We start from the raw sequence: 15,143 nt of genomic DNA on the forward strand, positions 1-15,143 counted from the left end.
CGCCGGTACGCCCCCTATCGCATGACCGTTCTACGGCTCACTCGACGCGCCGTTCGCGGTGCCGTGGAAGGCCGGTTTTTTCCACAAGCCCCGTTTTCATCCGGCCCGTGCGGTGGACAATTAGGGGCATGAGCCAGCAGGGGGGAAGGCCCACCGGTCCCGACGACGACTGGTGGGGGCAGCTGTACGACGACTCCACCGGCGACACGGGCCCCGCACCCGCACCCGATTCCCTCGACGACCGCTTCGCCTCGGCGGCGGGGGCGGTGGGCGACCGGGGTGTGCCGGGAGCCGGGGCGGGCGCGAGGGCCGTCTCGGAGCCAGTGGTTCCGGCGCCTCGGGTCGGGGCCGACGACATCATGGACACCCCACCTGCCTCAGGCCCGTCACCGCAGCGCGCACCCTGGGAACCACCGCCCGCGCGGCCCACGGGCCCGGTGACCTTCCCGACCGCGGCGAAACGGCAGGGACGACAGCGGGCACCCGGAGACGGTGAGCGGACACGGACGGGCGGGCCAACGCCCACGGGCGGTGCGGCCGGGTCGTCCAGGCCCCACAGCCAGTCGGACAGCCCGGGGGAGCCCCCCGCGGCGACGATCCCCACCGCGCGGACGCCCCCCGCCCCACCGACCGTCCCCCCGCCACCCCCGGCCCCTCCCTTCTGGCCGAGCCCCGAGGCCCGTTCCACCACGGCGGGCGCCCCGCCCAGGGGTCCCACAGCCCCGACAGCCGAGCCCGGCCCCGGCGGGGATGCGGCCGGTGCCCCCGACCCGGGCGGCGCTGAGGCCCCCGAGACCGATCCCGACGAGGCCGCGCTCCGCGTCCCCCGGCCCGGCGGGACCGCATCCCGCGCCCCAGCCGACTCGCCGCCCTCACCACCACGCCCCGCCGATCCGCCGCCCCCAACACCGCCCGACCAACCCGAACCTGCCTTCGAGCGCCCCGCGTCCGCCCCCCGGCCCCGTGGCTACGTCGGTTCACGGCCGCCCACCTACGACGCCGAACCCACTGCCCTCCCCCTCGCCGACCCCGATGATCTGGACGACCTCGTCGCGGACACCGTGCTCGACGGGGCCCGGTACGGGGTTTGCACGGTGCGGGCCGTGTCCGTACGGGGGGACTCCGCGCGGTATCGGGGGGAGCCGAGGCGGGACTCATTGCTGACCGCGCGGTTCGGCACCGGCGAGCAGGCGTTGCTGCTGGTGGCCATGGCGACCGGGGCCCGGGCCACGCCGGGGTCGCACCGGGCCGCCGCCGAGGCCTGTCACTGGATCGGGCGGGCCGTCGGGCGCAGCCACGCGCGGCTCGTGGAGGACATAAGGGCGGGGCGGCGCGGTGACCTGAAGTCAGGGCTGCACCGCCTCACCGACCGCAGCCTCGGCAAGCTCCGCGCCAGCGCCGCCGAACAGGGCGTCGACCCGGAGGAGTACGCGGCCGGCCTGCGCTGTCTGCTGCTGCCCGCCGACCCCGAGTGCCGTACGCGCGTCTTCTTCGGCGTCGGGCCCGGCGGGCTGTTCCGGTTGCGGGACGGAGAGTGGCAGGACATCGAACCGCAGGTCGCCGAGATCAGGGGCGAACCCGTCGTGGGCTTCGGATCGCCGCCCTCCGAGACGTCCGAGGGCGACCGGCTCACCATGGACCTGGGCATCCCGTCCCCGCCCAGCCCCTACGAACCGGCCCCGGAACCACCCCGCGAACCCTTCCGCTTCCGCGCCTCCGTCGCCCGCCCGGGGGACACGCTCCTCGTGTGCAGCGGCGGCCTCGCCGACCCGCTGCGCGGCGAACCCGAACTGGGTGACTACCTCGCCGAGCGATGGTCCCGCCCCGAGCCGCCCGGCCTCGCCGCGTTCCTCGCGGACTCCCAAGTACGGGTCAAGGGGTACGCGGACGACCGTACGGCCGCGGCCGTCTGGGAGGCGTGACGGAGCGGATGCGGCAGACGGGAGAGCCGGCGCGGGGCGATCGAACGGCCGCAGCCCTGTTCCACGGCGTAGGCGTTGCCCTGCGCGGGCGCCGTACGCCCCATCACGCCTACGCGCAGCTCCCGCCGAGGGCGGGAAAGGGGGGACCTGCTGCGGCGGCTTGGCGCTGACGTAGTCGTGACCGCAGCCGGGCTCCAGGCCTGGGAATGGCGGACCAGGCGAGGGGCGTGTCCGGGGTCGTTCCGCCTGGGGGCGCCGTGGCACCCGGGGGAGGGGGCGGGGACCGCCTCTTCTACGAAGTGGCGGGGGGAGAAGGCCGCTTGCCGGTGAGGCAGTTGCCCGGGGTGACGACGACCACCGCCGTCGACAAGCTGTACCGACCGGGCGGCCACCGGAGAGGACCCGGGCCGGCCTCCCGCCACGGGGAGGCGGGAGGCCGGCCCCGTACCGGCCGGGAACCCCGGGGAGACCGTCGTACTTCGGCCAACTTCACCGGACCGCCGCGCGCGGGGACCCGCCGCCCCACTCCTTCGCCGCGTACGGAAGGATCGGCAGCCGGCCATCGGCAGTTCGTCCGATCTCCGGCGGTCAGGAACCGCCGCAGGACGTCTTCCGGCTATCCTCTTGTCCCCCTTCTGCGCGCCGCCGTACTGTTCCGGGCCCCTCCGCCCGGCCCGCCGGTCCCGGGCATGTGGCCGAACATCCGGGCGTTGACGATTCGGCATGACTGCCGCGTGCCCGACGGGGCATGGATCCCCGTGAACGTGTTCGAGCAGGAGGGGAACCGACATCGGCGCGCGGGCGGGGGTCATGGAGAGGCAGGCACGAGGGGGCGGCCCCATAACGATCGGGGCCTTCTCGGTGAAGACGGTGGAGGACAAGGCCGAAGACGTCACGGAGCAGGTGTCGGCGCCTCAGTTGAGGCGCAGACTCGGGCGGGCGGACCTGCGGGCCGTACCGGAGGCCCGCAGGGCCCTGCGGGAGCTGCTCGGGCAGTGGGGGAGGACCGCACGATCGGACGTGGCGGAACTGCTCACCAGCGAACTCGTCACCAACGCGATCGTCCACACCGACCACGACGCGGTCCTGACGGCCACCGTCGGACCCCGTGGACTACGGGTGGAGGTACGGGACTTCGTGGCCCGCAGACCCCGGTTGCGCGTACCGGTCGCCGACAACGGTACGAACGGCAGGGGCCTGTTCCTGGTGCAGTCCCTCGCGGACGCCTGGGGGGTCAGGGCACACGGAGTGGGCAAGGCCGTCTGGTTCGAGCTGGACGCCGAGGCGGCGTGAACGGAGACGGAGAAGGGGCGCGGCCCGCAGGCCACGCCCCCCTCCCGGATCTGTGCGGCTCGGTCAGCCGAACTGCTGCTCCAGGTCCTTGAGCTTGCGCTCCAGGGAATCGAGGCGCGGCAGCGCCATGGTGTCGTCCTCCGCGGTGAGGTCGACGGTCACCGGGTCAGCTCCGCGGCGAACGGGCTGAAGGGAGGGACGCGAGCGGGCGGGCAGTTGCTCCGGCCCGGATATGGCAGGCTCCGCGGAGACCTGCGAGGAGCCGCGCTCCACCTGCACCTCCAGCTGCCGGCCGCCACCGCGGCCGAGGTAGCCGCGGTGGCCGCGGCTGATCGCCTTCAGCTGGGCCCGCTCCACGCGCTGCTGGTCGCGGCGCCGCTGCCGGTCGGCGTCCTTCTTGCGCTTGTCCTCGCGCACCTCGTCGACCGCCTCGTCCAGGCTGCGCACACCCTCCAGCAGCATCAGCGACCAAGCACGGTACGTCTCCCGGGGGGCTCGCAGCCAGCGCACGATACGGATCTGCGGCAGCGGGCGCGGCACCAGGCCCTGCTCCCGCAGGGCGGCCCGGCGGGTCTGCTTCAGCGCGCGGTCGAAGAGCACCGCCGCCGACAGCGACATGCCCGCGAAGAAGTGGGGGGCACCCGCGTGGCCGGCGCCCCTGGGCGCGTGCACCCAGTTGAACCAGGCCGCGGCGAAGGCGAACGTCCAGACAAGTATCCGGGAGCCGAGCGCGGCGTCACCGTGGCTGGCCTCGCGCACCGCGAGGACGGAGCAGAACATCGCCGCGCCGTCCAGGCCGAACGGGACGAGGTACTGCCAGCCGTCGGAAAGGCCGAGGTTCTGCTCGCCGAAGCCGACCAGGCCGTGGAAGGAAAGCGCGGCGGCGACGGCCGCGCAGCAGAACAGAAGGACGTAGGAGACGGTGCCGTAGACGGCCTCCTTGCGTCTGCGGCGTTCCTCGCTGCGCTCCCAGGAATCGTCCGCGCTCGTGTCTTTGACCGAGGAGCGCTTGCCGCGCGCGAGCACCGCCACCGCCGCCAGCATGCCCAGGAGAAGCACGGCGCCCGGAAGCAGCCAGTTCAGCGATATGTCGGTCAGTCTCATCTGGGTGGTCCCTTGCATTGGGATAGGGCGTAACGCCCGCCATAGTGGCCCAATCCCACCGGCCCTCAGGGGGTTTCGGGGCAAGAGGCCGCCAAGGAATTGCAAGGGATTGCCCAGGGCGGCATTCTGCTCGAACTGCCGCTTGAGGGGCGAGAGTTGAGTTCGAAGAAGACTACCCGTACCGGTGGTTCTCCGGAAAGTTCCTGTGACCTGTGAGGAAGTTGTGAATCGGTTGCGGGCATGTGGGTGCCCGGTCAGGTGATGATCCTACGGGGTGTTGGGGGCTGCTCCGCCCGTGTCTGTCCGCCCGCGATGCCTCAACCGGCCGTGGCCAGCAGCTTGGTGACCCGGTCGGCGTCGCACGTGCGCGGGCAGGTGGCGCAGGTGTCCTCGGGGCGCAGTGTGTAGAACATGCAGCAGCTCGCGCGGTCCCGGGTGCGCAGCGGCTCGCCCCCGGGGCCGGTCAGCTCGCGGAAGGCCGCCGTGCCCACGTACGGCTTGGTCGCGCCCGGCAGGAGCAGCTCCAGCTCGCGCATCGCACGCCGCTCCTCCGTCTCGCCGAGCAACTGGGCGACGTACCAGAGCCCCTCGACGATCTCGTCCGTCGCCATGCCCCACAGGGCCCGGCCGCGGCGCCGCATCCTGGGGCCGAAACCGGCCAGGACCGGCTCCATGTGCTCGGCGACCGCCGACCGCACCTCGGCCCGCAGCGCCTCCTCGTCCGGGACGACCCGGGTGCCGGGCAGCACGGCGGCCTCGTCGCCGGGCAGGCAGGCGAAGCCGGCCGGGCGGACGGCCAGGTGGCCGACGGGGTGGGCGGGGGCCGTGCGGTCGTACGAGACGTGCGTCACGGGGTAGCGGGGCACGCGGCGGTGCAGGAACCAGGGGACGGTGATCAGGAGGCAGGCGGGCCAGGCGTATCGGTGCAGGCCGAAACTGGCGATCACGTCGGGGCGTGCCTGCTGGTCGTAGTCCCGGCGGATCTGGGCGTCGTCCCAGGACAGGAAGGCGTCGAGGCCGGGGCCGGCTTCCGCGAGCGCGGCGGCGGTGGTCCAGTTGCCGCCCCGGGGAGCCTCGTCCTCGGCGGTGAGTTCGGTGATGGCCAGCCCCGGGAGGACCTCGGCCAGACGGGCGTACGCGCCGGAGAGGGCCGAAGGGGGCAGGGGCATGTGATCACCGGTCCGCGTCTGTTGAACGGGGTCGCTTGAAGGTAAGCCTAACCTTACTCAAGATCGCTGGGATTTGAACTGGCGGCCGGTGCGCTTATGGTGCTTGACGGACGAGTAACAACCCGTCGTAATGACCCCAAGTACCGATACGTCCGGAGGAGGAGCCGTGAAGCAGGGCGCGCAGGGCTCCGCCGGGGCGGAGGCACCGAGGGCGGATGTGCCGGATGGACAGGTCAGGGTGCCGCGGCAGCCTGGGGTGGCGGATGCGGGCCCAAATGCGGGTCGGGTGACGCCTGGGGTCAGTGGGGCCGCCGAGGTGGTGCGGGGGGAGCACACGCACAGCGAGCCGGCCCTGCCGTCCGCTCCGCGGGGCCGGTCGGTCGTCCAGCGGTCCTCGGTGCGCGGGCAGATCGTGGACGCGCTGCGGGCCGCGCTGGTGGCCGGGGATCTCAGGCCCGGGGAGGTGTACTCGGCGCCGGTGCTGGGCGAGCGGTTCGGGGTCTCGGCGACGCCCGTGCGGGAAGCCATGCAGCAGCTGGCCATCGAGGGTGCCGTCGAGGTCGTGCCGAACCGTGGGTTCCGGGTGGTCGAGCGGGGGGCGCGGGAGCTGGCCGAGCTGGCCGAGGTGCGGGCGCTGATCGAGGTGCCGGTGATGCTGCGGCTGGCCCGGACGGTGCCGGCGGAACGCTGGGCCGAGCTGCGTCCCCTCGCCGAGGCGACGGTCCGCGCGGCGTCCTCCGGCTGCCGCGCGACCTACGTCGAGTCCGACCGGAGGTTCCACCGGGCCGTACTCTCCCTCTCGGGCAACGAGCAGCTGGTCCAGATCGCGGAGGACCTGCACCGGCGGGCGCAGTGGCCGCTGGTGGGAAGCGGGCCGGGGCTGCGGGGCAGGGCCGATCTGGTGGCGGACGCGCACGAACACACGGCGTTGCTGGACGCGTTGATCGCCCGCGACCTGGACGTGGTGCGGTCGCTGGTCGGGGAGCACTTCACGGGCGCCGGCTGAACGAAGGCCTGAGTCTGTTCGCGGGTTCTGGGCCGGGGACGCGGGTGCGGATCCGCCCTAGCTGCGGGCAATCGTGCCACTCAGGGCGGCACCCGTCCCGATGAAGCGGCACCTCGTCGCGCCGAGTTGCGCACCCGCCGGCCCGGGCGACAACGCCGGTCACCTTTCCATGCCGTCAAGCCGTCGCCGCCCCCGCCGGCGGAGGCGCCGGTGCCAACTGCCGCGCCAACCACGTCGGCACACCCCCGAGCAACCGGAACAACCGCCGAGCCTCCTCGCGGAGCCGGGATGCCTCCGGCTCGGTCTCCGTGTCGGCGAGCGACACCAGCGCCGGCGCCGTTCCGACGAGATAACCCAGCTCCTCGCGAATCCGCAGCGACTCCGTGAAACCGTGCCGCGCCTCCGCCAATTCCCCGTCCCGCAAGGCGAGTCCTGCCAGGTGCCGCCACGTGAAGGACAGCAGCAGCGGGTCGGACTGCGCCGTCGCCCCCGCGTGCGCTCGGCGATACGCCGCCCGCGCCGCCTGCGGGGAACGCGTCAGGTTCTCCGCGAGCAACCCGCGGCGGAAGTCCAGCAGGGACCGCTGCGGAGCCCCCGGAGGGATCAGCGCCGCAGCCCGCCCCAGCGCCGCCCGCGCCTCGTCGGCCCGGTCGCGCACCGCGAGCAGCGTCGCGGCGTAGGCCAAGTACCCGCGTTCACAAGCGGCCGCGCCCCGTTCGTCGTCGCTGTGGGCCAGCGCCTCGGCGGTGCGCAGGGCGTCCTCGGCCTCCTCCCAGCCCTGCTCCGTGTACAGACACCGCTCCACCAGCAGCGATGCGCGTTGCAGCGCCGCCGCGGGGGTGGCCGGCAGCAGCAGGGCGGCCGCGTCGGCCCAGCACGCGCGTGAGCGCAGCCGCCATACCGCGGTCTGGAGGGGATCGTCACCGGCGGTCGTTCCGTTACCAGACATGGCGGAATGCGCCACGTTGCCCTCCCCGAGCACGCCATCGAGCTGTTGAGTGGTGGCGGCATCTCAGCACGAATCGCGGCGCCGGGCCAAGAGGGTGGGTGAAGGATTTCACAAAGTCGTTGGTCGCCGGTACGGACTCCGGGGCGCCCCGTGTCCGGGCCGGGAACCCCGCGTCTCAGCTCATCCGCAGGGCCAGGAAGAAGTCCAGCTTGTCCTCCAGGCGTGACAGGTCACGGCTCGTCAACTGCTCGATGCGGCCCACCCGGTAGCGCAGCGTGTTGACGTGGAGGTGGAGCCGGGTGGCGCAGCGGGTCCAGGAGCCGTCGCAGTCCAGGAAGGCCTCCAGGGTGGGGATCAGCTCGGCGCGGTGGCGGCGGTCGTAGTCCCGGAGGGGGTCCAGGAGGCGGGCCGTGAAGGCGCGGCGGACGTCGTCCGGGACGAAGGGCAGCAGGAGGACGTGGGAGGCCAGTTCCTGGTGGCCCGCCGCGCAGACCCGGCCGGGGCGGGCCGCCGCCACCCGGCGGGCGTGGCGGGCCTCCTCCAGCGCGCCGCGCAGGCCCTCCGCAGAGTGCACGGCCGCGCTGACGCCGAGCGTGAGGCGGCCGTCGTCGTCCAGGCCGGCCGTCAGGGGGTCCCGTACGGACTCCAGGAGCGCGTCCGCGAGGACGCCGGTCTCCGAGCCGTCCTGCTCCGCCGGGACGGCGGGGAGCGGGACGAGGGCGATGGCCTCGTCGCCCGTGTGGGCCACGGCGATGCGGTCGGAGTGCTCCGGGCAGGCCGTCAGGGGGTCGACGAGGATCTCCTCCAGCAGGGCCTGGGCGGCCGGGCCCTCCTCGATCTCGGCGCCGTCCCAGTCGACGCGGGCCACGACCACCTGCCAGTGCGGCGCGGCGCCGAGGCCGGGCAGCAGGACCGGGGCGGCCACCCGCAGGCGTGCGGCGATCTCGGCGGGGGCCGCGCCCGTCTGGACCAGTTCCAGGACCTCCTGGGCGAGGCGGCGGCGGACCGTGCGGGCGGCGTCGCGGCGGTCCCGCTCGACCGCGATCAGCTGGGTGACGCCGTACAGCAGGTCGAGGCGCTCCTCCGCCCAGTCCCCGGCGTCCGCCTCGACCGCCAGCAGCCAGTCGGACAGCACGGTCTCGCGGGCGTCCCGGGCGGTCTGCGGGGAGCGGCCCGTCGAGCGGATCGGGAAGAGGGAGTAGGTGGTGGTGCCCAGGAGGACGCGGTGCGGGGCGCGGCGGCCCGTGCGGGTCGCGGTCAGGTGTTCCGCCGCCAGCCGGCCGCAGGCCTCGGCGGGGAGGGCGGGGCCCGAGGTCTTCGGGCCCGCGATCAGGCGGCCGGTGGGGGAGAGGACCCAGGCGCGCAGGTCCAGATCCGAGCCCAGCAGGTCCAGGACCACGTCCGGGCCGCCGCCCGCCGGGCCCGACGTCATCATCCGGCGGTGGCGGTCGACCACGGCCGCGAGGTCTCCGGCGCGCTCGCCGGAGACCTGCCGTACGACGTGCTCGGTGATCGTCGCGAACGCCACCGACTCGTGCACCGCGAAGAGCGGGAGGCGGTGGCGGGCGCAGGCCGCGACCAGGTCCTCCGGCACGTCGCCGAGCTCGGCCTCGCCCGCGGCGAGGGCCGTGACTCCCTCCTGCGCCAGGATCCGGACGAACGGCTCCGAGTCCGCGGCGTCCCGGCGCCAGGCCAGGCCCGTGAGCACCAGCTCGCCGCCCGAGAGGTAGCGGCTGGGGTCGCGCAGGTCGGTGGTCATCACACCGCGCACGGTGCGGTCCAGCTCGTCCTCGCCGCCGAGCAGCCTGAGGCCCAGCGCATCGGTGTCCAGCAGTGCGCGCAGCCGCATTCTCGTCGCCGCCGTTCTTTGTCTCGAAATCTATGGTGGATCTTGGTGGGGTATGCGGTGAACGTCTGTTCGGTGGACTGGTGGGCGGGGTTCGCCGCCCTCAGGCCGTGTCCCGGCTGTGTCCCAGGTCACGCGGCTGTGTCGCGCGTTTCCACAGGGAAACGAGGAGGTTTCGGATGGCCTCCGTTCATACGAATCTACAAGATGCCCGTCCTGGCCAGCCAACTCCTTCATGGTTTCCGTGACTGACCCCGCCGGACACCGCCCTGTGTACTGAGTCCACTACGCGTTGACAGCACATGAACGAGCCGGGACCGCCGCACACGGATTGGCTCAATCTGAACGCCCACACGAAGACGAAGAAGAGAGCCGGTCATGGACTTCCTTCGCCCCGCCAGCTGGGAGGAGGCGCTCGCCGCGAAAGCCGAGCATCCCACCGCTGTGCCGATCGCGGGTGGCACCGACGTGATGGTCGAGATCAACTTCGACCACCGCCTGCCGAGTACCTCATGGACCTGAACCGCATCGGCGACCTCTCCGAGTGGGAGGTCGGCGAGGAGAGCGTGCGGCTGGGTGCCTCCGTGCCGTACACGAAGATCATGGAGCAGCTGCGCGCCGAGCTGCCGGGGCTGGCCCTGGCCTCGCACACGGTCGCCTCCCCGCAGATCCGCAACCGCGGCGGCGTCGGCGGCAACCTCGGCACCGCCTCCCCGGCCGGCGACGCCCACCCCGCCCTGCTGGCCGCGGGTGCCGAGGTCGAGGTCGAGTCGGTGCGCGGGTCGCGGCGTATCCCGGTCGACGAGTTCTACAAGGGCGTCAAGCGCAACGCGCTGGCCCCCGACGAGCTGATCCGGGCCGTGCACGTGAAGAAGGCCGACGGGCCGCAGCAGTTCTCCAAGGTGGGGACCAGGAACGCGATGGTCATCGCCGTGTGCGCCTTCGGGCTGGCGCTGCACCCCGAGACGCGGACCGTACGGACCGGCATCGGTTCGGCCGCCCCTACGCCCATCCGGGCCAAGGCGGCCGAGGAGTTTCTGAACGCCGCCCTGGAGGAGGGCGGCTTCTGGGACAACGGGAAGATCATCACCCCGTCCGTCGCCAAGCAGTTCGCGGACCTGTGCTCCGCCTCCTGCAACCCGATCGACGACGTCCGCGGCACCGCGAGCTACCGCCGCCACGCGGTCGGCGTGATGGCCCGCCGCACGCTGACCTGGACCTGGGAGTCCTACCGCGGCACCCGCCGCATCACCGAGGGAGCTGCGTAATGCGCGTCAACTTCACGGTCAACGGCCGCCCGCAGGAAGCCGACGACGTGTGGGAGGGCGAGTCCCTGCTGTACGTGCTGAGGGAGCGGCTCGGTCTGCCGGGCTCGAAGAACGCCTGCGAGCAGGGCGAGTGCGGGTCGTGCACGGTCCGGCTGGACGGTGTGCCGGTGTGTTCGTGCCTGGTGGCGGCGGGTCAGGTGGAGGGCCGCGAGGTCGTCACCGTCGAGGGCCTCGCGGACTACGCCAAGCAGCGCGCCGAGGGCGGCTGCGCGACCGGCGCCTGCGGTACGTCCCTCCAGAACGCCCAGCCGGGGGTCCCCCCGGGCGAAGCCTGGGGGAGGGAGGCCAAGGGCGACTCGCAGACCGGCGAGGGCACCGAACTCTCCCCGATCCAGCAGGCGTTCATCGACGCCGGCGCCGTCCAGTGCGGCTTCTGCACGCCGGGTCTGCTGGTCGCCGCCGACGAGATGCTGGAGCGCAACCCGACCCCGACCGACGCGGACATCCGCGAGGCCCTGTCGGGCAACCTGTGCCGCTGCACCGGCTACGAGAAGATCATGGACGCGGTCCGCCTGGCGGCCGCCCGGCAGGGAGAGGCGGTCTGATCATGTCTTCCCCCAACGGAACGCCCACCAAGATCACCCAGGGTTCGCAGGCCAAGGGCGGCATCGGCGAGTCCACGCTCCGCCCCGACGGCACCCTCAAGGTCACCGGCGAGTTCGCGTACTCGTCCGACATGTGGCACGAGGACATGCTGTGGGGTCAGATCCTCCGGTCGACCGTCGCGCACGCCGAGATCGTGTCCATCGACACCAGCGAGGCCCTGGCCACGCCGGGCGTCTACGCCGTGCTGACGTACGACGACCTGCCGACCGACGTGAAGAACTACGGTCTGGAGATCCAGGACACCCCGGTCCTCGCCCACGGCAAGGTCCGCCACCACGGCGAGCCGGTCGCGATCGTCGCCGCCGACCACCCGGAGACCGCGCGTCGCGCCGCTGCCAAGATCAAGGTCGACTACCGCGAACTGCCCGTCATCACCGACGAGGCCTCCGCGACCGCGCCGGACGCGATCCTCGTCCACGAGGGCCGCGACGACCACCACGCCGGGCACGTCCCGCACCCGAACATCGTCCACCGCCAGCCGATCGTCCGCGGTGACGTGGCGGAAGCCCGCAAGCGCGCCGACGTGATCGTCGAGGGCGAATACACCTTCGGCATGCAGGACCAGGCCTTCCTCGGCCCCGAGTCCGGCCTCGCCGTGCCGGAGGAGGACGGCGGCGTCCACCTCTACATCGCCACCCAGTGGCTGCACAGCGACCTGCGCCAGATCGCGCCCGTGCTCGGCCTGCCCGAGGACAAGGTGCGGATGACGCTGTCCGGCGTCGGCGGCGCGTTCGGCGGCCGCGAGGACCTGTCGATGCAGATCCACGCCTGCCTGCTGGCGCTGCGCACGGGCAAGCCGGTCAAGATCGTCTACAACCGGTTCGAGTCCTTCTTCGGGCACGTCCACCGCCACCCGGCGAAGCTGTACTACGAGCACGGGGCCACCAAGGACGGCAAGCTCACGCACATGAAGTGCCGGATCGTCCTGGACGGCGGCGCCTACGCCTCCGCCTCCCCGGCCGTCGTCGGCAACGCCTCCTCCCTGTCGGTCGGCCCGTACGTGATCGACGACGTGGACATCGAGGCCATCGCCCTCTACACCAACAACCCGCCCTGCGGCGCCATGCGCGGCTTCGGCGCGGTCCAGGCGTGCTTCGCCTACGAGGCGCAGATGGACAAGCTGGCCAAGAAGCTCGGCATGGACCCGGTGGAGTTCCGGCAGCTCAACGCCATGGAACAAGGCACGATCATGCCGACCGGGCAGCCGGTCGACTCCCCGGCCCCGGTCGCCGAACTCCTGCGCCGCGTCAAGGCGATGCCGATGCCGCCGGAGCGCCAGTGGGAGAGCAGCGAGGGCGCCGACGTACGGCAGCTGCCGGGCGGCCTGTCCAACACCACGCACGGCGAAGGCGTCGTACGCGGGGTCGGCTACGCGGTCGGCATCAAGAACGTGGGCTTCTCCGAGGGGTTCGACGACTACTCGACCGCGAAGGTCCGGATGGAGGTCGTGGGCGGCGAGCCCGTCGTCACCGTCCACACGGCCATGGCCGAGGTCGGGCAGGGCGGTGTCACGGTCCACGCGCAGATCGCCCGCACCGAGCTGGGTGTCGCGCAGGTGACCATCAACCCGGCCGACACGCAGGTGGGCAGCGCCGGTTCGACGTCGGCCTCGCGGCAGACGTACGTCACCGGCGGCGCCGTGAAGAACGCCTGTGAGCTGGTCCGCGAGAAGGTGCTGGAGATCGGCCGCCGCAAGTTCGGTTCCTATCACCCGGCCTGGGCGACGGCCGAACTGCTGCTGGAAGGCGGCAAAGTCGTCACCGACGGCGGCGAGGTGCTGGCCGACCTGGTGGACGTCCTAGGCGAGGACGCCGTCGAGGTCGAGGAGGAGTGGCGGCACCGGCCGACCGAGCCCTTCGACCTGCGCACCGGCCAGGGCAACGGACACGTCCAGTACTCCTTCGCCGCGCACCGCGCCGTCGTCGAGGTCGACACCGAGCTCGGCCTGGTGAAGGTCGTCGAGCTGGCCTGCGCCCAGGACGTCGGCAAGGCGCTCAACCCCCTGTCCGTGCTCGGCCAGATCCAGGGCGGCACGACACAGGGCCTGGGCGTGGCGGTCATGGAGGAGATCATCGTCGACCCCAAGACGGCGAAGGTGAAGAACCCCTCCTTCACGGACTACCTGATCCCGACCATCCTCGACACGCCGACCATCCCGGTCGACGTCCTCGAACTCGCCGACGAGCACGCCCCCTACGGGCTGCGCGGCGTCGGCGAGGCGCCCACCCTGTCGTCGACCCCGGCGGTCCTCGCGGCCATCCGGAACGCGACCGGGCTCGAGCTGAACCGGACTCCGGTACGGCCCGAGCACCTGACGGGCACGTCACTCTCCGAGGCCTGAGCAGGAGAGTCCCGTCCGGGGGACCGCGTCCCCCGGACCCCCTTCGTTCGTCTCGGGCCGTCCCCCGGGTCGTGCATCCCAACCCCCTATGAAACTTGGGAGTAGGCCCACATGACCCAGCAGTCACTGGAGCCGAGGACCACAGCCGAAGACGCGGGCGAAGGCACCCGCGTCCCGGCCGGACGGTCCTGGCTCGACCGGTACTTCCACATATCCCACAGAGGGTCCACGGTCGCGCGCGAAGTGCGCGGCGGCGTCACCACCTTCATGGCGATGGCGTACATCCTCCTGCTCAACCCCCTGATCCTGTCCGGCAAGGACGCGGCGGGGAACACCCTCGCGCAGCAGGGCCTGATCACCGCGACCGCGTTCGCGGCGACCCTCACCACCCTGCTGATGGGTCTCGTCGGCAAGGTGCCGCTCGCCCTCGCCGCCGGTCTCTCCGTCTCCGGAGTCCTCGCCTCCCAGGTCGCGCCCGAGATGACCTGGCCGCAGGCGATGGGCATGTGCGTGATGTACGGCGTGGTCATCATGCTGCTCGTCGTCACCGGCCTGCGCGAGATGATCATGAACGCGATCCCGCTCGCGCTCAAGCACGGCATCACCATGGGCATCGGCTTGTTCATCGCCCTCATCGGCTTCTACAAGTCCGGTTTCGTGCACCAAGGGAAGGCCACCCCCCTCGCGCTCGGCCCGGCGGGCGAACTGGCGGGCTGGCCGGTCCTGCTCTTCGCCGGCACCCTGCTGCTGATCTTCATGCTCCAGGCCCGGAACGTCCCGGGCGCCATCCTCATCGGCATCGTCAGCGGCACGGTCATCGCCGCGATCCTGAACGCCGCAGGCGTCATCGACCCCAAGCAGTGGGCGGCCGGCGCCCCCGAACTGCACGGCGGCGCGGTCTCCATGCCCGACTTCTCGCTCTTCGGGGACGTGGAGTTCGGCGGCTGGGGCGAGGTCGGCGCGATGACCGTCGGCTTGATCGTCTTCACGCTGGTTCTGGCCGGGTTCTTCGACGCGATGGCGACCATCATCGGCGTCGGCACCGAGGCGAAGCTCGCCGACGACAAGGGCCGGATGCCGGGCCTGTCGAAGGCGCTGTTCATCGACGGCGCCGGCGGCGCGATCGGCGGTGTTTCCGGCGGCTCGGGGCAGACGGTGTTCATCGAGTCGGCCACCGGCGTCGGCGAGGGCGCGCGCACCGGCCTCGCCTCGGTCGTCACCGGTCTGTTCTTCGCGGCCTGCCTGTTCTTCACGCCGCTCACGGCGATCGTGCCGCAGGAGGTCGCGTCCGCCGCCCTCGTCGTCATCGGCGCGATGATGCTGATGAACGCCCGGCACGTGGACTGGGCCGATGGGGCCACCGCCGTCCCGGTGTTCCTCACGGTCGTCCTGATGCCGTTCACGTACACCATCACCACCGGTGTCGCCGCGGGCGTCATCTCCTACGTCGCCATCAAGGCCGCCCAGGGCAAGGTGCGCGAGATCGGCGCCTTCATGTGGATCCTGACGGCGGTGTTCCTCGTCTACTTCGCCCTCAACCCGATCGAGAGCTGGCTGGGCGTCCACTGACGCCCGTCGC

10 protein-coding genes and 1 pseudogene are annotated in these 15,143 nt (G+C 72.4%); 7 read left to right on the top strand and 4 right to left on the bottom strand.

Annotated features, from left to right (window positions below):
* Nucleotides 1-128: 128 nt before the first annotated feature.
* Both V8690_RS34200 and V8690_RS34205 read left to right on the top strand, forming a co-directional pair.
* A complete protein-coding gene (locus V8690_RS34200) occupies nt 129-1,922 on the top strand; it encodes a protein phosphatase 2C domain-containing protein (protein WP_338783943.1) in 1,794 nt (597 codons plus the stop codon).
* An 870-nt stretch (nt 1,923-2,792) separates the two neighbouring features.
* Nucleotides 2,793-3,215, top strand: coding sequence for an ATP-binding protein (locus V8690_RS34205; RefSeq protein WP_338785546.1), 423 nt, complete (start codon nt 2,793-2,795; stop codon nt 3,213-3,215).
* Nucleotides 3,216-3,278: 63 nt separating this feature from the next.
* Here the strand turns inward: V8690_RS34205 and V8690_RS34210 are convergent, their stop codons facing one another.
* Entirely contained in the window at nt 3,279-4,319 is a 1,041-nt protein-coding gene (locus tag V8690_RS34210; RefSeq protein WP_338783944.1) for a DUF2637 domain-containing protein, read from the bottom strand.
* Between the two features lie 317 nt (nt 4,320-4,636).
* Entirely contained in the window at nt 4,637-5,488 is an 852-nt protein-coding gene (locus V8690_RS34215; RefSeq protein ID WP_338783945.1) for a (2Fe-2S)-binding protein, read from the bottom strand.
* A 130-nt stretch (nt 5,489-5,618) separates the two neighbouring features.
* Between V8690_RS34215 and V8690_RS34220 the strand changes: the two genes are divergently transcribed.
* On the top strand, nt 5,619-6,494 hold the full coding sequence (locus V8690_RS34220; protein WP_338783946.1) for a GntR family transcriptional regulator: 876 nt from the start codon (nt 5,619-5,621) through the stop codon (nt 6,492-6,494).
* A gap of 175 nt (nt 6,495-6,669) precedes the next feature.
* On the opposite strand, the gene V8690_RS34225 is transcribed toward V8690_RS34220, so the two are convergent.
* Entirely contained in the window at nt 6,670-7,443 is a 774-nt protein-coding gene (locus V8690_RS34225) for a hypothetical protein (RefSeq protein ID WP_338783947.1), read from the bottom strand.
* 175 nt (nt 7,444-7,618) lie between these two features.
* A complete protein-coding gene (locus tag V8690_RS34230; protein WP_338783948.1) occupies nt 7,619-9,292 on the bottom strand; it encodes a PucR family transcriptional regulator ligand-binding domain-containing protein in 1,674 nt (557 codons plus the stop codon).
* A gap of 375 nt (nt 9,293-9,667) precedes the next feature.
* Here V8690_RS34230 and V8690_RS34235 point away from each other — a divergent pair.
* The 4 genes and pseudogenes from V8690_RS34235 (at nt 9,668) to V8690_RS34250 (ending at nt 15,133) form a co-directional block, all read left to right on the top strand.
* Nucleotides 9,668-10,557 (top strand): annotated as a pseudogene (locus V8690_RS34235) (xanthine dehydrogenase family protein subunit M).
* A complete protein-coding gene (locus V8690_RS34240) occupies nt 10,557-11,162 on the top strand; it encodes a (2Fe-2S)-binding protein (RefSeq protein ID WP_338783949.1) in 606 nt (201 codons plus the stop codon). The pseudogene V8690_RS34235 and the gene V8690_RS34240 overlap by 1 nt, the downstream one beginning before the upstream one ends.
* 2 nt (nt 11,163-11,164) lie before the next feature.
* Entirely contained in the window at nt 11,165-13,564 is a 2,400-nt protein-coding gene (locus V8690_RS34245; protein ID WP_338783950.1) for a molybdopterin cofactor-binding domain-containing protein, read from the top strand.
* 111 nt (nt 13,565-13,675) lie between these two features.
* Nucleotides 13,676-15,133 carry an NCS2 family permease gene (locus tag V8690_RS34250; protein WP_338783951.1) on the top strand — a complete coding sequence of 486 codons (1,458 nt, stop codon included), beginning with the start codon at nt 13,676-13,678 and terminating at the stop codon, nt 15,131-15,133.
* Nucleotides 15,134-15,143 lie beyond the last annotated feature (10 nt).

Source organism: Streptomyces sp. DG1A-41 (assembly GCF_037055355.1).
In the GTDB taxonomy this organism is placed as follows: Bacteria; Actinomycetota; Actinomycetes; order Streptomycetales; family Streptomycetaceae; genus Streptomyces.